Here is a 19,341-nt window from a genome sequence, read left to right as displayed (position 1 = left end):
GCACGCGTTTCGCCATGTTTTCACTTCATCGTGCACCACGCGGTGCTCAGCAGGTGATGCGAGCCCGTCCGGCTCATGTCTCCTGTACGTGCGTGCGGGACGCCAAAGACGATGTGGGATCTTCGCCCGTATCGTGGCTGTCGTCCGGCGATCGGGATGAGATAGGGCCAAGCCGATCCACATGGGGGCGGTTAGCAGATGCAACAGGCCTTTGATTGCGCGCCATACCGGACGGGCCTGCCGGTCCCCTTCCAGCCGCGTCCTCGGCAGCGGCGTTTTGATCTCCCTGTTGCGCTTCTCGTGTCCTTTGCCGGCGCCTTTCTCGGTTGCCTCGCCACGCTGCAACTGAACGCGCTGGGCCTGTCACCCGCGCTCGCCTCGGCGGCGGTCACGGTCGTGCTGTGCGCTGGTCTGGTCATCGCGTCTCCCGACAATCTCGAAGCGACCACATTCTCATCCTCGGTCTACGGCGGCAGCTTCAGCGGCATGACTCCGATCGGACTGCTCAGCGAAAGCGTCGCTCGTACGGGATTGCCTCAGGAGGCATCACTTTATCTGCTGTCGATTTTCTGTGGCCTGCTGTTCTGCATCTTCACTGCGATCGAAAGCCAGCGGCGCGTCGTGCTGTTGCAGGGCTATGGCGGTCGACTGGGCGTTTTGGCTGCGATCGGATCGCTGCTGTTCGTCACCCTCGGGCCTTGGCTCGCCGGACAAGGCGACTCGCTCCGTCTGGGGCATCTGAATCAGTTCGACCGGGAGCTTGGCGGCTCGCTCGCGATTCTTGCGGCCTGTCTCGCCGGGACATTCCTGACCATCTTCATGCAACGGCTTCCGCAGATTGCAGACGCGGGGCGGGCAGCCCGCACCTTCGTCTCGGCCACCCTGGCGTTTGCCGGAATGGCGATCATGCAGGCGCTCTGGTCCGACGAACGCTGTCTCGTGGATGCCTATTATGCCGGATGTTTTCTCGGGATGTCTTCGCCGCAGCGGCTGTCCGGGCTCCTGCAGCCGATCGTGGCCGCGCTGACCCTCACGGTGGTTCTGGTCCAGGCTTCAACGGTTCTGCCTCTGGTCGGCGGCAGCCTCGGTCTTGCAGCGTTCATTGCGGCGGCCGTCGTCGATATGGCTTGGCGGGCCGGTGGCGCGATGTCTGTCCCCCCATCCACAACGGTCGTGCTTGGCCGAAGCGTGGCCATCGCCTTGACGGCGGCGGGGTTTCTGCTGCCGAGCCATGTTTTTCACGGACTGGCCGACGATACGACCGGCGTTGTCTCGCGCGAGGCGGTGCCGGATCCAACTCCCGCTCCTGCGGTCTCGCTTGAAAGGCAGGTCGTGGACGCAGCTCCGCCGGAAGCTGAAGCGCCTGCGCCGGCGGAGCCTGCTGCGGAGCGCGACTCGGCGCCCGTCGCGGATGCGAAAGCCGAGATCGCTCCAACCGACGTCGTGCCCCTTGCGGTCGTTCCTCCTGAGGTCGGCCAGGCCGTGGCACCGCCGGTGCGCGTCGAGCTGCCTCGGGCGCGGCGTGCGAGCCGAACGGTCCCGGAGGTTTCGCCGCCGCGTCAGGCCGATTCGGCCTGGGGCATCATACGTGCCGGCGACGCAGGGCGGACCGGAGCGACTGATGCTCGACCAGCTCGCGCGAAGCCCGCCATCGTCCGTGCCGGCGTGCCAGCATCGGCCACGCCGCATCCGGTGACGCGATCCCAGCTTCAGAGCGCACCAAAGAAGCCGGTGCGGGCGGCCGCGACCGGCTCATCCGAATGAGGCATTGCGTGAGCTGAACTTGCCTTGAGCCGAGCTTGCCTTCAGCCGAACTTGCGCCGCGCGTCGAGCGCGAGCCCGATCCCGACGCTGCCGAGCAGATCGGTCTCGGCCACGCGCGCCTCGGGAAACAGCGCCAGGATCGCATCCCGCAGCGCCGGCACCATGCTCGAGCCGCCGGTGAGGAAGATCGTGTTGATGGCCGTGGCCTCGACGCCGGCATCGTCGAGCAGCGTCCCGACGGTCCGGACCACCCGCTCCACCTGGTCGGCGATGGCGCGGTCGAAATCCTTGCGGGTGAACTTGATGCGCGCCCATTCGTCCTTCTCTGACAGCACCGAGGTCAGCGACTTCGCGGCCGTCAGCGCGATCTTGGCCTGCTCGACGCCGATGGCGAGCGTATGGCCGCGATGGTCCTCCACCACCTTGATGAAGCGGTCGACGAGGTCGCGCCGCTCGGCCTCGTAGCGGATCTGGCGCAGCTCGTTGATCACGCCCTTCTTGTACAGCTGGTTGATGCGGTGCCAGGTCGCGAGCTCATGATAGTACAGGGTCGGCAGATTGCGCTTGCCGTCGGCGGTCAGGCTGCCATAGCCGAGATGCGGCATCACGCATCGCAGGCTCAGGAGCCGGTCGAAATCGGTGCCGCCGATATGGATGCCGCCATTGGCGAGGATGTCGTCGTCGCGCCGGGTCTTGCCGCGCCGCTCCGGCGAAACGCGCACGATCGAGAAGTCGGAGGTGCCGCCGCCGATGTCGACGATCAGCACCAGTTCCTCGCTGATGACCTGCTGCTCGTAGTCGAGCGCGGCCGCGATCGGCTCGTACTGGAACGCGATGTGCTTGAAGCCCTGGTCGCGCGCGATGGCCTCCAGCGCGCTCTGCGCCTCCGCGTCGGCCGCATCGTCCTTGTCGACGAAGCGCACGGGACGGCCAAGCACCACCTGCGTGACCTCGTGGCCCAGCCGCGTCTCGATCTGCGTCTTCAGATGCGCGAAGAAGAAGCCGAGAATGCCGGCGAACGGCACCGCCTTCTGCCTGATATAGGTCTTCTCGTGGATCAGCGCGGTGCCGAGGATGCTCTTCAGCGCGCGCATGAAGCGGCCGTCATGGCCGGTCAGATAGCGTTCGATGGCGCTGCGTCCGAACTGCACGCCGTGCTCCTCGAAATCGAAGAACATCGCGCTCGGCAAGGTCCGCTGCTCGCCCTCCAGCGGGATGAGCTCTGCAGATGAGGCATTGCTGAGGCCGACGGTGGTGTTCGAAGTGCCGAAGTCGATGCCACAATGGGCCGCTGCCGCCATGCTCGTCTCGTTTCAGTCCGGGGGGCGGTCCGCATAGCCGTTTCGCACTGCAATGTCATGTGCGAAAGTGAGGCATGACCGGCATGAGGAATCGTCACATGGTGCATGGCTGTTCCGCCGCGCAGCGCAACGCGCCGCTGGCGACGCGGGCCTTGGCTGTCCTCCTGACATTCGCAGCCGCGTTGGGGGCCGGCGCGTTTCCGGCAGTCGCAGCGGACCGCCCGGATCATGGCGAGGTGACGTCCCATGATTGCTGGGAGCCGAGCTCGACCGTCAAGGGTTGCGCGGTGGCGGGGGATGATGGGCAGTTCCGCGTGACTCCGTCCTTCAGAGCGAGCCTGCAATTTGATCGCAATGGACTGGCCGTTGTCCTTGTGCTCGGGAGGTCGAAAGGCGAAGCAGGCCGCTGGTTCTACGTGAAACGCGATGGCGCGATGGCCGCAGTCATGGCCTACGACAACGGCGCAGAAGAGTTTACCGATGGTCGTGCTCGTTCGCCGGTGGGAGCGAAGATCGGATACATCGATCGATCGTTGAGGCTCGTGATCCCGCCGACCTATGATGGCGCCTATCCGTTCGAGAAGGGCGTCGCCGTCGTTTGTCTCGGTTGTTCGCTCGTCTCGGAAGGTGGGCATAGCTGGTACGAAGGCGGGACCTGGGGATGCATCGACCCTGACGGGAAACCCGTTGTTGCTTTCAGGCCGCGCGCGCAGCAGCAGACTTTTGCCGAGATCTGCCGGGCGTCCTGATCGCTCCCGCAGCCTTCGGCGCGGCGCCGGAAGACCGCGTCGCATGCAAGCGGGGCCGGTCCTCACAGGGCGAGGATGAGCAGCCAGGAGCGTTCATTTCCCTGGCCGCTCGTCGATCATCCGATCGGCCTGAAAGCCGGACCCTCGAAGCGCAGGCCGGCTGCGCCGCGTTCGACGCGATCATGCGCGGCTTGGATCAGGCTGATATGGTGGGCTTCAGCAAGGCGCGCGCGACCATCCAACAAGGCTGCGAGGCGCGCGAGCGCCAGCGCCTTGTTGCGATGCTGGGAGCGGCCGTCGCGTGCGATCGCCGTCAGCCCGCTCGGCACGTGCACGGCGCGCACCGCGCTCTCGGTCTTGTTCTGGTGCTGGCCGCCGGGGCCGCCGGCGCGAAAGCTCTCGAACCGGACGTCGGTCGCGGCCAGGGTCGCCGTCTGCGCAGACAGCGGCAGGTCGACGACGCCGATGAACCAGTTCTTGCGCTGGTGATGCGGTCGCAACGGGCTGCGGCACGCCCACAGCAGTGAGCCCTGCGTCCAGCGCCGCGCGATATCGTCCGCCGCCGGCCCGTCGAGCACGACGATGGCGCTGGCCGGCCCGTGACGGTCAGCGCCGCCACGCGCGATCGCGCAATCGCAATCGGCAAGCTCGGCCTCGTCAGCGATCCGCTGAAGCGCATGCTTGACCGCAAGCCGGCATTCGGCGGGCCCGCGTCCCGCCGTGAGGAGCAGGCGTCTCATCGCCGGTCCTCCTTGCGCGGCCGTGCAACGGCGATCTTCTTCACCGTCACCAGCGGGCGGAAGCTGGCGACGACGCGCGCCAGCCCGAACGCTTCGAGGTCGGCGATGACGCCGCCGATCGGCTTGTAGGCCTCGGGCGCCTCCTCGACCAGCAGCGCGCGATCCTCGCAGATCACCCGGCCGCCGAACGGATTGCGCGCCAGCCGCTCGCGATCCGATTTGGTGGCGCCGACGCGGCCCATCATCGAGCCCCGATCGAACTTGCGGCCGGCACCATGCGCGATGGAAGAGAGCGCCTCCTGTGGCGCCGTGGCCAGCGGCGCGACCAGATAGGACAGCGCGCCGCGCGAGCCCGGCACGACGACGAGACCCTGGTCGGCTGGTGCCGCGCCCTTCCGATGCAGCACGCCGTCGGCGCGATGCTCGACGCAATTGTGCGAGCATTCGCAGACGGGGTCGGCCTCGCAGCGCAACGCCGTCGCGGCGCGCCGTGCGATGATCCGCCGGTTCAGCGAGGCCCAGCGCAGCGCGTGGTCGTGCGCCGCCAGATAGGCCTGTCCGGCCTCGCTGTCGGGCGTGAGCGGCCGCAAGCCGTCCGCGGCCTGCCGTTCGAGCAGCTGATGGCCGAGGCCGCGCGAGCCCGAATGCACCAGCAGATGCGCGCGGTCGCGATCGAGGCCCCAGGACGGATCGAACACCTCCTCGACCGCCTGCAACTCGCAGAAATGATTGCCGCCGCCGATCGTGCCGAGCGCGGCATCGAAGTCCGACGTAGCAAGTCCGCGCGTTGCGAGCTCGCTTGCGAGGTCGCAATCACCGGGCTTGGCGACGTCGCGCAGCCGGTCGGCCGCCTTGTCGATCCGAATACGGCGCGCGGCGATGTCGAGCGCGAACAGCGCCATGCCGCAGCCGGCATCGGAGCCGACGAAGGCCGGGTGAATGTGGTCGGCGAGAATGGCGCAGCCGACCGGGCCGAACTTTCCGGGATGGAGGTCCGGCATGCCGGCGACGGCACGCACGCCGGAGATAGCAGCAACCGCTTCGAGCTGGCGCACGGCGGCGCCCTCGATCCAGGAGCTGGACGAGTAATAGCCGTGGACCGGCGCACGGCCGCCCACGCGATGGGAATTGCCCATGTGAGTACCTTAGAGACAGACAGGGAGATTTGGTCAGGGACTAACAACGCGCGACAACGCACGCATGCCGCACCACACCTCGCCTCACGCGAGGATCAGGCCCGGCGGCTCCTGGCGGAGCAACGGATGATCGCAGTCATCGTCTTTCTCCAATCGGCGGAGCGGAATGCTCGACGCCGGCGGCTAGTAATCACATCGCCGACGGTTTGACAATGTGTCCTGATGCGGCGGGTTGCAGGTTGTGGCTCATGCGACACGGTCGATGATTGCCACCATCAGAACGGCGCCGGGACATCGCCGAGAAAATAGATGATGGCCACAAGAACCCGCACGCCCATCAGCACGAAGGAAAGTTGAATTGCGGCAACATGGCCGTCCAGGGTCGAGGCCACCGCCGTAGCGGTGTCATTGCCTGCTGCACGATGCTGCCGGCTTCGTTGGCGACGACCATCCGCGCCGTGCATGCGACTCGACAGGCTTGCCCGGACGCCAGCCTTCCCGCATTCGTCATACGTGGACGACATGGCGAAGACTACAGCGAGCTCCGAGCTGCCTGAAATCGTGGAGGGAAGCTCATGTTGGTACGAGATCGTTCGTGTTGATCGTGGCTGAAAAATCATCTTCCTGGAGATCGATAGGTGACGGTTCGAGCGGCCGTTGGCTGCACGGGTTCGAATCGTCACCTTCGTCATGACAGCGAACGTGTGGAGGGGTGAACTCGACTAAGATCATGTTTGTAAAGAAATGCGAATGCGGCCCGTTATGTCCTACGATGCCCTTATTCCCATCGCGACGAACGAGAAGGCCCGCGGGGTCCTGGTACCGACGCTGTTGCCTGTCAGAACGATGGCCGAGCTAGGCGTCACTTGCGGGAATACCAGGCCGTCCTGGGTGCTCTCGGTGATCGGCGGGCCGGGCTCGTTGAACTGACACTGCGTCCCGACGATCGCCGGCGGTTCTGCGAATGGCGGATTGAACGTGAGTATGTAGGTGCCGGGTTCGGAGCTCGCAACGCTGAAGTTTTTCGACGAGCCTGGCTGGATCGTGGCCTTCGCCCCGACGACCCCCCAAACCGTGCTACCAGTAACGTTTGTCATGTGATGCCTCCTCGGGCTGAGTTGTGAGTGTGTCGATATGTCGGCGTTCCGATCCGGACTTAACGGTTAAGGACCGTGCCGACAGGTTACAGAGCTTGTCTGCCAGCGTTTGCGCGGGCGTCTCAGATTGTTGTTCAATCCGTGCCAAATGAGATCTGCGTGCGGTTGGTGCGGTTGGTGCGGGGAGAGACGGATCTTGACGCCTGCCGGACGGGTCTGGACGCCGATCCGACGGCTGCCGCTACCATCCACCTGATCGGGCGGGGCCCTGCTTGGGGCCAAGTGGAGCGTCTCTCCTGGTACGGATGGTAGGAAGGAGCGTGCCGCGCCGTCGCTTTGCTTGTGATTGCGACAGTCGCTTGGATCGGTCTGCTGCCGTCGTGGCGCAGACGCACATCGTCTCACGTCGGGCGGCAACGGATCGCGACGCGTCCATGTCATTCCGGGATAGTGCCGAGACTCATCTCTCGCGGTCAGGCTCCGCTACGCAATGGCCGGGTCAGGGAGGTCGCCCACCGCGCCATGAGATCGGCGGTGCTGACCGCGTTCGACCCCACGAGCGGCGGCATGATTGGACCAGGCTGACGGGCCAAGCCCGCCTCGCGGGCCTGGCTCGGTGTCAGGCCGAAATGATCGTGGAATAAGCGGCTGAACTGACTGGCGGATTCGAAGCCGAAATCGACGGCGATGTCGAAGATGCGGCGATGGCGCATCTTCGGGTGCGTGATCGTCAGCAGGCAGCGGATCAGCCGGCGACGCTGGATATGGTGCCACAGCCCTCCCTGAGGTTTGAAGAGCCGATAGACCGTCGACCGCGAGCAGCGAAAGCGCCTGCAGATCCGGTCCGTTCCCAGATCGAAATCGCCGAGATGCTCCTCGATGTATCGACAGATCGCCGCGAAGGACGCATCTTTCGCAGCCGACGACTCGATGTCGCCGGACATCGCCAGCGAGTCCATCAATCCCATCGTCGTGCGAATGAGGCTGTCCGCCTCGTCGGCCCTTGCTGTCGCCAGATTGCGGTAGAGCGAAACGAGGTAGTCGACAAAGATGCGGGCGGCGGTGGACCCCTCGGGCAGAAAGGCGCCGCGGGCATCGCTCAGATAAGGAAGATGCTCGCGCAGCAGGGCGCGCGGGAGCACCAGCGTAATCGCACGGCCGTCGACGGATTGCGCATCGAGCTGATGGGCCAGGTTGACCGCGTATACGTTGCGTGGCTGTTGCGTGAACTCGGCGTTGCCGTTCACCACCCTGTTGTGGCCCTGAAGCATGAGCTGAAACAGGACATGGTCGCAGCCCTCGAACCGGGCCATCCACCGGCGGTCGCGCTTGAAGCGCTGCGCCGGAAAGCTCGAATCGGCCAGAACCGCAAGGCCCAGATGGTACTGGTGGATGTCGGGCAGCTTGCGGCCTGCGACAGGCCTTTCGACCGGCTCGGCATCAAAGTATGGCGCGATGCTTTGACGCCACAGCAGGCGATGCTCGCTGTCGGGCAGTTCCCCCGGGACCAGACACGCCTTGGTAATCCCTTCTTCCATGACCCCTTTGCTCCTCCGTCGCGCGTCCCTCAATGCAGGCGAACGGGTACGCACGCGCACCCGTTTCGGCAGTGCGTGATCACACGCTGCGGCAGAGCGGCACCAGCCTTTCTGCCAACGGGCCGACGACGGCCGGGTCGAGAATGACAGAGACCAAATGCGTCTTCGGCCGCAGGATATGAGCCGGATCGGATGATGGTCCGCGCGACTGCCTTGGCGGAACCTGCGTTGGCTATCGAGATGGGTCGCATCCTGGGGGGCTCAGATCAGTACGCCTGCCCGACAGTCCGATAGGGACAGTGCCGAGGTTTCGGCAGGATGAAAGTGGAGGCTTTTGCATCCCAAAGGCGCGTTATGATCAAAGTCCAGTTTTTAATAGAAGTAATCCGAGTCTGGACGCGCCGCTCGATCAATCCATGCGCTCGTACGAAGCGGCGAAAACAGGAATGTTTCCCCCGGTCATACGCCCAAGGAATGCGGTCCGCCCTGCGAGCTGTCGCTTCGCCGTCCCGTTGGTCTGGCGGCCGTCGTTCTCCGGCGGCGTGCCTCGCCGGGTTCGAGTCATGCTGCTGTATGCGTCGTCACGATACGGCGACGCGCCTTCCGTCCCGTGTTTCACATCGACGGTTGAGTCAAGCGATGTTCGGTCGTTGGTTAGCCGTCAGACCAGACGATCAGCAAGCCGGTCCGTCTCCCTGGCTTCCAGGAATTCGCGCTCGCGCGTTGTCCATCGGACCGGCTCGCTGCCCGATTCGCGCGAGCGGCTGGCATGCTCACCCATCACCCAGAGACGCCGCAAGGCCTTGCAACTATCCGGCGGCCGCTCTTAGACTACCTCAGCTGACCGCAATGGGGTTGTCGCGGGTGAGTACCCATGACCAAGAATAGTTGTGTCAACCTCGCGCTGTTCGCGACGCAGCAAAAGCTTCTTTTTGCGGACTTCTTCAAGCTTTACCAGACTGCTGCAAAACCCTGCCGGATCTTTGTGATCGCGGCGGATGCCAACGCAGTCGCGCGGGTCGAGAAGCTCGTAAAGCGCATCAAGAACGTCGGATTCGCCGAGGGCAAGAGCTTTGCCGAGATGGCGCTGCTGCAGGTGCCGATCTCGTTTCGAGATGTCGCGAGCCGAATCGAGAGGTGGATCTCGCCAACCCGCAAACAAGGCCCTGCCCTGCTCGTCGTCGACATGAGCTGGGGCCTCGAGACCAACTCGGCGACGGCCAATTTCGAGGGCTGGCCTGCACTTGCGGAAGCGCTCACCCAGCAGTCCGAGGTCTCGATTGCCTCTCTGTATAACCGCCGGGTGCTGATCGACGAGCAGTTGCTCGTCGCGCTACGCGGCCATCCGCAGATTCTCACCAGCAAGGGACCGGTGGACAATCCGCATTGGCTACCGTCGCGGCTGCAGACGCGCGGCGCGCTGCGCGAGCAGGTCGATTTCTGGCTCGGCGCCATCGCGCCGGAGCTACGGATCGGGACATCGGCCGCCGCGCTGCACGCAGCCGAAGGCGCCGACCCCATGTGGCTGTTGCGCCGCTCGGCGGAAGAGCCCAGTACGATTCATCTCGACAGCCGCGACCGCTGGAAGATCCGCTGCTTCGGACGCTTGCGGATCTACCGCAACGACGGCAGCCAGGTGAACTGGGACCCGCCCGGCGGAGCGACCCGCAAGACCAAGACCCTGTTCGCCTATCTGCTGCAGAAGGGCGGCCATGGCGCAGCCACCGACGAGCTTGCGGATCTGCTCTGGCCCGACGCCAAGGACATCGAGGCCGCGCGCAACCGCCTCTATCACACCGTGCGCTATTTGCGGCTGGCGCTCGGCCAGCCCAACGAACGCGACGAGACGCGCAACTATGTTCGACGCGAGGGATCGCGCTACGTGCTGGTGCCGCCGGAGCGCAGCTGGCTCGACATCTCGACCTTCGAACAGCTCTGCCGTCAGTCCCAGGGTCACATCAAGGCCGGCTCCAGCGACGAGGCGCTGATCTGCCTGCAGGCGGCGGACCGCCTCTACACCGGGGACCTGTTCGAGGACATTCCGGTCGAGTACGCCGACGATGGCGAGCGCGACTGGTGCTGGAGCAAGCGCTACTGGCTGCGCGACATGTTCTTCAAGGTGCAACGCGACGCGGCGCGGATCTATCTCGAACGCAACGATTACTCGGCCGCACTCGCGCATTGCCAGAAGGCGCTGGCGATCGATCCCTTGTGCGAGATGGCGCATGCCGAGGCGATGCAGGTGTTCAAGGCGCAAGGACGACGCGAGGCGATCGACCGTCAGTTCAAGCTCTACCTCGACTCGCTCAAGCATTTCGACAACCGGCCAAAGAGCGCTTCGCTTCAGGAGCTGCATCGCAAGCTCACGGCGTGACCGGCGCATTTTTCGCCGTCGGCGAAGCTGATGGCCTGAAGCCGGGGCTCCGGCCAAGCCAGGTCTCATGGCCGGCGAAAGCGCGTGGATTTATCTCGATTTTCCATCGAGTTACGGGCTAAAGAAAACCCAAAGGCCGCCGCTTAGAGTGAGCCTATAACAAAAGGAACAAAGGTCGCCATCGAGGGCGACGAATGGGAGGACGACATGCCAGGTTCGGCAGCTCAGCTGGCGCGGTGCCCCTATAGCGACGCCGCAAAAGACTTCGATCCCTTCGAGATGCGCGATCCGTTCCCGTTCTATGAATGGGCCCGCGCCGAGGCGCCGGTCTTCTTTTCCGACGAACTGAAATATTTCGTGGTCGCGCGCCACGCCGACATCAAGGCTGTGTTCGACGATTGGCGTACATTCTCGTCGGAGAACGCCCAGGCCCCGCTTCGCCCGATGTGCGAGGAGGGCAAGCGCATCATGCGCGAGGGCGGCTTCACCGCCTATTCCGGCCTGTCCGCCCGCGTACCGCCCGATCACACCCGCATCCGCAAGCTGGTCCAGGGCTGCTTCGGACCACGTCGATTCAGGGCGATCGAGCCGGAGATCAAGGCGATCGTGAATCAGGCGATCGATGGCTTTGCAGATCGCGGCCATGCCGACTTCTTCCGCGAATTTGCCTATGACGTGCCGGCGCTGGTGCTGTTCAAGCTGGTCGGTGTTCCCAACATGGACGTGCCACGCGTGAAATCCTGGGCGGTCAGCCGCGCGCTGCTGACCTGGGGCGACCTCAGCGATGACGAGCAGATCGTGCATGCGCACAACATGGTCGAGTACTGGAACTACTGCCGGGAGCTCGTGCGTCAGCGCCACGATGACCCGACCGACGATCTGCCCGGCGACCTGGTACGGCTGCAGAAGGACGGCGCCGAGATCAGCGACGAGGAGATCGCCGGCGTTCTCTATAGCGTTCTGTTCGCCGGTCACGAGACCACGACGACGCTGATGGCCAACGGCATGCGCGAGCTGCTGCAGCGTCGCGAGAACTGGGAAGCCATCATCGCAGAGCCGCGGCTCATTCCGACCGCGGTCGAGGAATCGCTGCGCTTCAGCCCGTCGATCGTGGCCTGGCGCCGGCGCGCGCTGAAGGACGCCCGGATCGGTGGCATGCCGGTGCCGAAAGACTCCAACATCCTCCTGCTCATCGGCTCCGCCAATCGCGACGAGACCGTGTTCTCCGCGCCGGCCCGCTTCGACGTCCGGCGCAGTGACGCAAGAAGCCATCTGGCGTTCGGCTATGGCATTCACACCTGTGTGGGCCAGCAGTTGGCGCGCATCGAGTTCGCCATCGCGCTGGGCGAGCTGACCCGCAGGCTCCCGGGCCTGCGGCTGGCCGCGGACCAGAGCATCGATTTCGTTCACAACATCTCGTTTCGCGTGCCGACGGCACTTCGGATCGAATGGGACATGGCCTGATACGACGCGTCCGTCACTGGCACGCGTTTCACAAGCAATAACAAGTCCGGAGCCGATCCGGACCACAAGGTGGGGACAGACGCATGGGCGCCGACGCAGCCGCATCCTTCATCGTGCCGTTCGAAGCCGCATGCGAGGACGACTTCCCGCGCATCGGCGGCAAATGCGCAAGCCTTGCGCGCATGATCGCGCAAGGCGTGCGCGTGCCCGCGGGATTTGCGGTCGCGACCGACGCCTATGCCCTGCATCTGCGAAGCAACGGGCTCGAAGCCACGATCCGCGACCGCCTGTCGCGGATCGTGCTCGACGATGTCGATGACGAGGAAAAGCTCTCGCACGAGATCCGCGATGCGATCGTGATCCAGCCGATGCCGGCTGCAGTCGAGCAGTCGATCCGCGACGCCTACCGCCGGATGTCGCCGGACGGCCAGCTGCCGGTCGCGGTGCGCTCCTCGGCGACCGCCGAGGATTTGCCCGATGCCAGCTTTGCCGGCCAGCAGGACACCTATCTCTGGGTGGTCGGTGAGGACGCCGTCGTCGAGAAGGTCAAGGCGTGTTGGGCCAGCCTCTTCAATGCGCGCGCCATCTCCTATCGCGCCGAGAACGGGCTCGGCCAGATCGACGTGCTGATGTCGGTCGGCGTCCAGAAGATGGTCAATGCGTCCGCCGCAGGCGTGGCCATGACGCTCGATCCGATCAACGGCGACCGCACCAAGATCGTGATCGATTCCGCCTTCGGACTCGGTGAACCCGTAGTCTCCGGCGAGATCACGCCGGACAATTTCGTCGTCGAGAAGGTGCTGCTGCAGGTGATCAAGCAGCGCATCTCCGAGAAGGATTTCGAGCTCGTCGCCGATCGCGCAGCACGCCGCACCGTCGAGCGCGTGATCGCGCCGGAGCGTCGCACGCTGCCCTCCCTGACCAATGCCCAGGTGCTCGCCGTCGCGAGGCTTGCCAAGTCGCTCGAGCGCAGCATGGGCTGCCCGCAGGACGTCGAATGGGCGATCGATGCCGATCTTCCCGAGGACGAGAACCTGGTCGCGCTGCAGAGCCGGCCCGAGACGGTCTGGAGCCAGAAGAAGAAGCAGACGACGGCGGTCTACGAGACCGGCATCGCCGGCGTGCTGGGGACCTTGCTCGCCCCGGTCCAGGCCAAGCGGTGAGCATCACGCCAACGAACAACAAAGACAACGAGGGGAAACGACCATGACGGCGCACGCGAAATTCCCGAGTCCCTACGATTTGAAGACGCCTGCGGGCGCTGAAGGCTGGGAGAAGCTCTATCCCTATTATCTGCAGTTCCAGAACAGCCTGCGTGACAAGGAGGACGGCAAGTTCTGGTTCTGCGACTCGCAGCACTGGCCGAGCCCGTTCAAGCCGTTCGACGCCGTCACCGTCGAGTTCGCCGTCAAGTGCCTCGGCCAATACAACACGCGGCACTATCTGATCCCGCCGGCCAACGGCGTCGAGTACCGCATCCACAACGGCTATTGCTACATGAGCCCGGTCGCGGTCGCGCCCGAGCTGATCGGCGGCCGCGTGCCGCATTTCATGGAGCGCGCCGGCTACTACTTCCAGAACTGGGATCGCCTGCTGGCCAACTGGGACAAGAAGGTCCGCGCCAACATCGCCGATCTTGAGGCGCTCAGCTTCGAGCCGCTGCCCGAAGCCGTGCCGCTCGACTGGATCACCGGCGGCGTCGGCCTCGACAACACCTATGCGCTGATGGAGACCTATGACCGGGCGATCCAGCTGCTCTACAAGACCTGGCAATATCATTTCGAATTCCTCAATCTCGGTTACGCCGCGTATCTCGACTTCTTCAGCTTCATGAAAGGGCAATTCCCGACCATTCCCGACCAGGCGATCGCCAAGATGGTGCAGGGCGTGGAGGTCGACCTGTTCCGTCCCGACGACGAACTGAAGAAGCTCGCCAAGCTCGCCGTGAAGCTCGGCATCACCGAAGCGCTGAAGAGCGGATCGGTCGACGAGGCGCTCGCCTCGGTCGGCCGTGCACCGAACGGCGCCGAATGGCTGACGGCCTGGAAGGAGGCGCAGGATCCCTGGTTCAACTTCACCTCGGGCAACGGCTTCTACTCGACCGACAAATACTGGATCGAGCATCTCGACATCCCGCTCGGCTACATCAAGGACTACATCGTTCGCGTGCAGCGCGGCGAGCAGATCGATCGGCCGACGGAAGCCATCGCCAGGGAGCGCGACCGCATCACCTCCGAATATGCCGAGATGCTCGACGCCGATGCCCGTGCTGCCTTCGAGGGCAAGCTCGGCCTCGCCCGGACCGTGTTCCCCTATGTCGAGAACCACAATTTCTACATCGAGCATTGGTCGATGAGCGTGTTCTGGCGCAAGATGCGCGAGCTCGGCGCCATCTTCCGCGATGCCGGCTTCTGGAAGGAAGCCGACGACCTGTTCTATCTCAACCGTCAGGAAGTGCGCGACGCGCTGTTCGACTACGGCAACGGCTGGGCGGTCGGCGCGCCGGCAATCGGCCCAACCTACTGGCCGCCGGAGATCGAGCGGCGCAGGAAGATCCTCGCCGCACTGGCGACGACACCACCGCAGCCCGCGCTCAACAATCCGCCCGATGTCATCACCGAGCCGTTCACGATCATGCTCTGGGGCATCACCACGGAAAGCATCGGCCGCTGGCTCGACGGTGCGGCGAACACGACCAAGCTGTCCGGCATGGCCGCCTCGCCCGGCATCGTCGAAGGCCGCGCGCGCGTGGTGCGCTCGGCCGACGAGCTCGGCCAGATCGAACAGGGCGAGATCCTGGTCGCGCCGGTGACGGCACCGAGCTGGGCGCCGATCTTCGGCAAGATCAACGCGATCGTCACCGACATCGGCGGCATGATGTCCCATGCCGCGATCGTCTGCCGCGAATACGGCCTGCCCGCCGTCACCGGCACGGGGCGCGCGAGCTCCTCGATCAAGAATGGCCAGATGCTGCGCGTCAACGGCTCGACCGGCGAAGTCACCGTTCTGTCCTGACCCCGAACCAACGGAAGGCCGGCAATGCCGGCCTTCTCCGCAAGATTGGACATTGCAATGCTCGACAGGCCCGACATCGGCAGCCGCTATGATCAGGTATGGCGCATCAGCGAGCCGTACATGCGCGCGCGCAAGAACGACGTTCATATTCCGTTGTCCTATGCCTATGCCCGCAAGCTGCTGGCACATCACCCGGACGCGGACGAGGACATCGTCTCGCTCGCGATCATCCTGCACGACATCGGCTGGTACGCGATCGACATGAAGGACATCATCGAGAAGGGTTTTGGCCCCAACATGATGCAGTCAGACGTGCGCTTTCTGCACGAGAGCGAAGGCGTGCGCATGTCGCGCGAGGTGCTGGAGCAGGCCGACTGGCCGGAGACGGTCATCGTCGCGGTCGGCGAGATCATCGACGGACACGACACCCGTCCCTACCCCCGCTCGCTCAACGACCGGATCGTGCGCGACGCCGACAAGCTGTGGCGCTTCACCACCACGGGCGTCGCGGTCGCCTGCGACTGGTTCAAGATGACTCCGCACCAATATGCGGCGCGGCTGACGACACAGCTCGCGTTACTCGAGACCGAAGCCGGACGAAAGATGGCCGAGGAAGCGCTGGCTAAGACCCAGGTAGCGCTGATGCTCGACCTGATCTGACTCCGGAGCCGCTGAGATGAACATGTTCATCGACGGCCGCTGGGTCTCAGCCCAGAGCGGTGCAACCTTCGATGTTCTCGATCCGGCCACCGGCGAGACGATCGATTGCGTTCCGGACGCCGGAAGCGCCGATGTCGACGCCGCCATCCGGTCGGCCGAGACGACCTTCCAGTCCTGGAAGGCAACACCGGTCGCCGAGCGCGCACGGCTGCAGAAGGCCGCGGCGCGGCTGATGCGCGAGAACGCCAACGAGCTCGGCCGTCTGTTGACGCGGGAGCTCGGCCGCCCACTCGCCGGTGCCATCACTGAGATCCAGCGCTCGGCCGAATTGCTCGACGTCTACGCCGAGGAAGGCCTGCGCCTGCACGCCGAGATGCCGCTGACGGGCGTTGCCGGCGAGAAGATCATCATCACCCGCGAGCCGGTCGGCGTCGTGATCGCGATCACGCCGTTCAATTATCCTGTGACCCTGCTCTGCTTCAAGCTCGGCGCGGCGCTGATGGCTGGTTGCACTGTTGTCGCCAAGCCTGCCGAGGACACGCCGCTGTCCACCTTGCGGCTCGCCGAACTGTTCCAAACGGCGGGCTATCCAACTGGCTGCTTCAATGTCGTCACGGGCCGCGGCCCTGATGTCGGCATGCAGATGATCGAGCATCCGACGCCGCGCAAGATTGCCTTCACCGGCGGCACCCGGGCCGGCAAGGCGATCGCCGCGGCTGCGGCCGGAACGATGAAGCGCGTCACGCTCGAGCTCGGTGGCCAGTGCCCGGCAATCGTCTGCGCCGACGCCGATATCGGCGCGGCCGCTGCTGCGATCGCGCGTCACGCCTTCGCCAATTCCGGCCAATTCTGCTACCGCGTCAATCGCGTCTACGTCGAACGTCCAGCCTACGCCGCGTTCCTCGATGCGCTCGCCGACAAGGTCTCGCAGCTCGACATCGGCAACGGCTTGACGTCGAACTGCGCGCTCGGCCCCCTCGTCAACGAGAAGATCTACCGCAACAGCGAGCGGCAGATCGCCGATGCGCGCGCCCGCGGCGCACGCGTCCTGAGCGGCGGCACCCGGCTCATGGGGGGCCTCTACGACAACGGCTGGTTCCTGCCGCCGACAATCATCGCCGATGCCGATCCCGCCTCGCTCGTGATGACCGAGGAAACGTTCGGGCCGGTGCTTGGCGTCGCTGCGTTCGACGATCGCAAGGAGGCGTTGAGGCTCGCAAATGCGACGGTCTATGGCCTCGCCGCCTTCGTGTTCTCGCGCAACCTCGCGACTGGACTGACATTGGCCGAGCGCCTCGAAGCCGGCTCGGTCTGGGTCAACGACATCCAACGGTCGAATCAGCGCGCCCCGTTCGGCGGCATGAAGCAGAGCGGCATCGGCCGCGAGAAGGGCCGCTACGGCGTCGAGGACTATCTCGAATACAAGACCATCTACCTCACCTACGACGCGGAGCTGCGATGACGCATTTTCTGCGCGACCAGGATGTACAGATCTGGCTCGCAGCGCGGCCGTGGCTGGACGTCCGCTCCAACGACGAGCATACGCTGATCTCCTATCGTCTCGGCCAGGCGCTGCTTCGGATCCATCCCGAAGCGGACGCTTCCGTGGTGCTGCCCGCGATCCTCATGCACGACGTCGGCTGGAAGAAGTTTCCGCCCGAGCAGCTCGCTGCCGCCGTGGGTCCCAATCCGAGATATCCCGAGTTGCAGCGCGCCCACGAGATAGAGGGCGTGAAGATCGCGGCCGAGGCGTTTGCACGGCTCGCGATCCCGGGGCTGCAGACCGAGGCCATCCTGGCGATCATCGACGGCCACGACACCCGCAAGAAAGCAATCTCGCACGAGGATGCGCTGATGAAGGACGCCGACAAGCTGTGGCGCTTCACCGGCCACGGCGTCACCACGATCGGCGGCTGGTTCGATACGCCGCCGAAGGAGACGCTCGCGATGCTCGAGAGCTTCGTGCTGCCGTCGATGCTGACCGACGCCGGCACCGCCATGGCCCAGGCGCTGATCGCCGAGGGCACAGCATCCGCGTTCATGGCGGATCTGCTGCACATCGAGGTTTCGCCATGAGTACGATCCAACTGCACGGCAAACGCGTCATCGTCACCGGCGCCGCCGGCGGCCTCGGCCGCGGTTTCGCCGTCGCCTTCGCGGCCTCAGGCGCCGAGGTCGTCGCCGCCGACATCCGTCTCGGCGGAGCCGAGGACACCGCAGGGCTGATCCGCGACCGCGGCGGCAAGGCGCATGCCGCCGAGGTCGACGTCGCCAGCGAGGCCTCCACCGCGGCATTGGCGGAGTTCGCGCTCGCCCGCATGAGCGGCGTCGACGTGCTGGTCAACAATGCCGCGATCTATGCCGGGCTGGAGCGCCGTGGCTTCGAGGCGATCGCCGAAGCCGAATGGGACCGCGTCATGCGCGTCAACGTCAAAGGCGTCTGGATGATGAGCAAGGCGGCTGCTCCGCTCATGCGGCGCGCCGGCGGTGGCGCGATCGTCAACGTCTCGTCCGCGACCGTCATGAGTGGCTCGCCGATGTGGCTTCACTACGTGTCGTCGAAAGGCGCCGTCATCGCGATGACGCGTGCGCTGGCGCGCGAGCTCGGCGACGACAGGATCACGGTCAACGTCATCGCCCCCGGCTTCACGCTCACCGAGGCCAGCCTTGGCCTGATGGAGAACGCCGCAGAATACGGCGTGTCCCGCGGCGCGCTGAAGCGCGCTGCCGATGTCGACGACATGGTCGGCGGCGCACTGTTCTTTGCCTCGCCCGCCGCAGCCTTCATCACCGGGCAGACCCTGATCGTCGACGGTGGCCGGCAGTTCATCTAGGGACGCACAGACTCATGCCAAGGATCACCTTCATCGAGCCCGACGGCACCGTCCGCCTCGTGGATGCCGAGCCCCACGAGAGCGCCATGCAGGCTGCGAAGCGCAACGGCGTCGATGGCATCATCGGCGAATGCGGCGGCTCCTGCATCTGCGCCACCTGCCATTGCCACGTCGACGAGGCCTGGCTCGACCGTGTCGGTCCGGCCGGCGACATCGAGGCCGACCTGCTGGAGTTCGAAGCCGCGGACGTGCGCCCGGAGAGTCGCCTGGCGTGCCAGATCCAGATCACCGAGGCGCTGGACGGCCTCGTGCTGCACGTTGCTGGCCGCAGCCGCTAATCGGCGGAAAAAGCCGCCCCGATCGCGCATCCCGCCCCTTACATTGTCGTCGCGCGACAGAAGCGTCGCCCGCGAGGCGTCCGAGCTTGTGGACATGCCGGGCATCGAGCTCTTCCACTGAACGGATCGCGCCCGTATCGCCGACGCCAAGCCGTCGTCCTTTCGACGCGGCCAATCCTGCCTTCACATTACATAGTGATGTCGGCCCTTGCGCAGCAGCAAGCATACGCCGCGATGCCGCGCGCGCACCATCGATTCTCGCACGCGACCACGACTAAAGAAAAACCAAAGGAGGCGCCATACACTGGATCGCAGAACATCGAGCGACGGT

Annotated in this window: 17 protein-coding genes; 11 read left to right on the top strand and 6 right to left on the bottom strand. The window is 65.2% G+C overall.

Features of this window, described 5'->3' with window-relative positions; genetic code table 11:
* The first annotated feature begins 198 nt into the window (after window positions 1-198).
* Complete coding sequence (locus S58_RS05370) at window positions 199-1,764, top strand: hypothetical protein (protein ID WP_015664229.1); 1,566 nt, start codon at window positions 199-201, stop codon at window positions 1,762-1,764.
* Window positions 1,765-1,805: 41 nt separating this feature from the next.
* On the opposite strand, the gene S58_RS05365 is transcribed toward S58_RS05370, so the two are convergent.
* The gene (locus S58_RS05365) at window positions 1,806-3,065 is read right to left on the bottom strand and encodes an Hsp70 family protein (protein ID WP_015664228.1); all 1,260 of its coding nucleotides are present in this window, start codon (window positions 3,063-3,065) and stop codon (window positions 1,806-1,808) included.
* A 74-nt stretch (window positions 3,066-3,139) separates the two neighbouring features.
* Between S58_RS05365 and S58_RS05360 the strand changes: the two genes are divergently transcribed.
* Entirely contained in the window at window positions 3,140-3,814 is a 675-nt protein-coding gene (locus S58_RS05360; protein ID WP_244440713.1) for a WG repeat-containing protein, read from the top strand.
* A 116-nt stretch (window positions 3,815-3,930) separates the two neighbouring features.
* Here the strand turns inward: S58_RS05360 and prfH are convergent, their stop codons facing one another.
* The 5 genes from prfH to S58_RS05335 form a co-directional block, all read right to left on the bottom strand.
* Window positions 3,931-4,554, bottom strand: a complete 624-nt coding sequence (gene prfH / locus S58_RS05355; RefSeq protein ID WP_015664226.1) for a peptide chain release factor H — start codon at window positions 4,552-4,554, stop codon at window positions 3,931-3,933.
* The gene (locus tag S58_RS05350) at window positions 4,551-5,690 is read right to left on the bottom strand and encodes an RNA ligase RtcB family protein (RefSeq protein ID WP_015664225.1); all 1,140 of its coding nucleotides are present in this window, start codon (window positions 5,688-5,690) and stop codon (window positions 4,551-4,553) included. The genes prfH and S58_RS05350 overlap by 4 nt, the downstream gene beginning before the upstream one ends.
* 275 nt (window positions 5,691-5,965) lie before the next feature.
* Window positions 5,966-6,382: a hypothetical protein gene (locus S58_RS37260; protein ID WP_144058247.1), complete on the bottom strand. Its 417-nt coding sequence runs from the start codon at window positions 6,380-6,382 to the stop codon at window positions 5,966-5,968.
* Window positions 6,383-6,457: 75 nt separating this feature from the next.
* Window positions 6,458-6,787: a hypothetical protein gene (locus S58_RS05340; protein WP_015664224.1), complete on the bottom strand. Its 330-nt coding sequence runs from the start codon at window positions 6,785-6,787 to the stop codon at window positions 6,458-6,460.
* 473 nt (window positions 6,788-7,260) lie between these two features.
* Window positions 7,261-8,325 carry a helix-turn-helix domain-containing protein gene (locus tag S58_RS05335; RefSeq protein ID WP_015664223.1) on the bottom strand — a complete coding sequence of 355 codons (1,065 nt, stop codon included), beginning with the start codon at window positions 8,323-8,325 and terminating at the stop codon, window positions 7,261-7,263.
* 874 nt (window positions 8,326-9,199) lie between these two features.
* Between S58_RS05335 and S58_RS05330 the strand changes: the two genes are divergently transcribed.
* From S58_RS05330 to S58_RS05290, 9 genes are all read left to right on the top strand, one after another.
* Entirely contained in the window at window positions 9,200-10,699 is a 1,500-nt protein-coding gene (locus S58_RS05330) for an AfsR/SARP family transcriptional regulator (protein WP_015664222.1), read from the top strand.
* A gap of 207 nt (window positions 10,700-10,906) precedes the next feature.
* Entirely contained in the window at window positions 10,907-12,163 is a 1,257-nt protein-coding gene (locus tag S58_RS05325) for a cytochrome P450 (RefSeq protein WP_015664221.1), read from the top strand.
* 83 nt (window positions 12,164-12,246) lie between these two features.
* Window positions 12,247-13,326 carry a PEP/pyruvate-binding domain-containing protein gene (locus S58_RS05320; RefSeq protein ID WP_015664220.1) on the top strand — a complete coding sequence of 360 codons (1,080 nt, stop codon included), beginning with the start codon at window positions 12,247-12,249 and terminating at the stop codon, window positions 13,324-13,326.
* A 43-nt stretch (window positions 13,327-13,369) separates the two neighbouring features.
* Complete coding sequence (locus tag S58_RS05315) at window positions 13,370-15,178, top strand: PEP-utilizing enzyme (protein WP_015664219.1); 1,809 nt, start codon at window positions 13,370-13,372, stop codon at window positions 15,176-15,178.
* Between the two features lie 57 nt (window positions 15,179-15,235).
* A complete protein-coding gene (locus tag S58_RS05310) occupies window positions 15,236-15,838 on the top strand; it encodes an HD domain-containing protein (protein ID WP_015664218.1) in 603 nt (200 codons plus the stop codon).
* 16 nt (window positions 15,839-15,854) lie between these two features.
* A complete protein-coding gene (locus S58_RS05305) occupies window positions 15,855-17,300 on the top strand; it encodes an aldehyde dehydrogenase family protein (RefSeq protein WP_015664217.1) in 1,446 nt (481 codons plus the stop codon).
* Window positions 17,297-17,914, top strand: coding sequence for an HD domain-containing protein (locus tag S58_RS05300; protein WP_015664216.1), 618 nt, complete (start codon window positions 17,297-17,299; stop codon window positions 17,912-17,914). The genes S58_RS05305 and S58_RS05300 overlap by 4 nt, the downstream gene beginning before the upstream one ends.
* Window positions 17,911-18,672, top strand: a complete 762-nt coding sequence (locus S58_RS05295) for an SDR family NAD(P)-dependent oxidoreductase (RefSeq protein WP_015664215.1) — start codon at window positions 17,911-17,913, stop codon at window positions 18,670-18,672. The genes S58_RS05300 and S58_RS05295 overlap by 4 nt, the downstream gene beginning before the upstream one ends.
* 14 nt (window positions 18,673-18,686) lie before the next feature.
* Window positions 18,687-19,010, top strand: a complete 324-nt coding sequence (locus tag S58_RS05290; protein WP_015664214.1) for a 2Fe-2S iron-sulfur cluster-binding protein — start codon at window positions 18,687-18,689, stop codon at window positions 19,008-19,010.
* The last annotated feature ends 331 nt before the right edge of the window (window positions 19,011-19,341 follow it).

The sequence above is a fragment of the Bradyrhizobium oligotrophicum S58 genome (genome assembly GCF_000344805.1).
GTDB classification, from domain to species: Bacteria; Pseudomonadota; Alphaproteobacteria; order Rhizobiales; family Xanthobacteraceae; genus Bradyrhizobium; species Bradyrhizobium oligotrophicum.
The sequence above is the reverse complement of the archived record's forward strand: the minus strand, read 5'-3'. Positions and strand labels throughout refer to the sequence as shown.

Coding starts and splice junctions, on each gene's coding strand:
- S58_RS05370 (WP_015664229.1), top strand. CDS start 199: ATGCAACAGGCCTTTGATTGCGCGCCATACCGGACGGGCCTGCCGGTC.
- S58_RS05365 (WP_015664228.1), bottom strand. CDS start 3,065: ATGGCGGCAGCGGCCCATTGTGGCATCGACTTCGGCACTTCGAACACC.
- S58_RS05360 (WP_244440713.1), top strand. CDS start 3,140: ATGACCGGCATGAGGAATCGTCACATGGTGCATGGCTGTTCCGCCGCG.
- prfH (WP_015664226.1), bottom strand. CDS start 4,554: ATGAGACGCCTGCTCCTCACGGCGGGACGCGGGCCCGCCGAATGCCGG.
- S58_RS05350 (WP_015664225.1), bottom strand. CDS start 5,690: ATGGGCAATTCCCATCGCGTGGGCGGCCGTGCGCCGGTCCACGGCTAT.
- S58_RS37260 (WP_144058247.1), bottom strand. CDS start 6,382: ATGACGAAGGTGACGATTCGAACCCGTGCAGCCAACGGCCGCTCGAAC.
- S58_RS05340 (WP_015664224.1), bottom strand. CDS start 6,787: ATGACAAACGTTACTGGTAGCACGGTTTGGGGGGTCGTCGGGGCGAAG.
- S58_RS05335 (WP_015664223.1), bottom strand. CDS start 8,325: ATGGAAGAAGGGATTACCAAGGCGTGTCTGGTCCCGGGGGAACTGCCC.
- S58_RS05330 (WP_015664222.1), top strand. CDS start 9,200: ATGACCAAGAATAGTTGTGTCAACCTCGCGCTGTTCGCGACGCAGCAA.
- S58_RS05325 (WP_015664221.1), top strand. CDS start 10,907: ATGCCAGGTTCGGCAGCTCAGCTGGCGCGGTGCCCCTATAGCGACGCC.
- S58_RS05320 (WP_015664220.1), top strand. CDS start 12,247: ATGGGCGCCGACGCAGCCGCATCCTTCATCGTGCCGTTCGAAGCCGCA.
- S58_RS05315 (WP_015664219.1), top strand. CDS start 13,370: ATGACGGCGCACGCGAAATTCCCGAGTCCCTACGATTTGAAGACGCCT.
- S58_RS05310 (WP_015664218.1), top strand. CDS start 15,236: ATGCTCGACAGGCCCGACATCGGCAGCCGCTATGATCAGGTATGGCGC.
- S58_RS05305 (WP_015664217.1), top strand. CDS start 15,855: ATGAACATGTTCATCGACGGCCGCTGGGTCTCAGCCCAGAGCGGTGCA.
- S58_RS05300 (WP_015664216.1), top strand. CDS start 17,297: ATGACGCATTTTCTGCGCGACCAGGATGTACAGATCTGGCTCGCAGCG.
- S58_RS05295 (WP_015664215.1), top strand. CDS start 17,911: ATGAGTACGATCCAACTGCACGGCAAACGCGTCATCGTCACCGGCGCC.
- S58_RS05290 (WP_015664214.1), top strand. CDS start 18,687: ATGCCAAGGATCACCTTCATCGAGCCCGACGGCACCGTCCGCCTCGTG.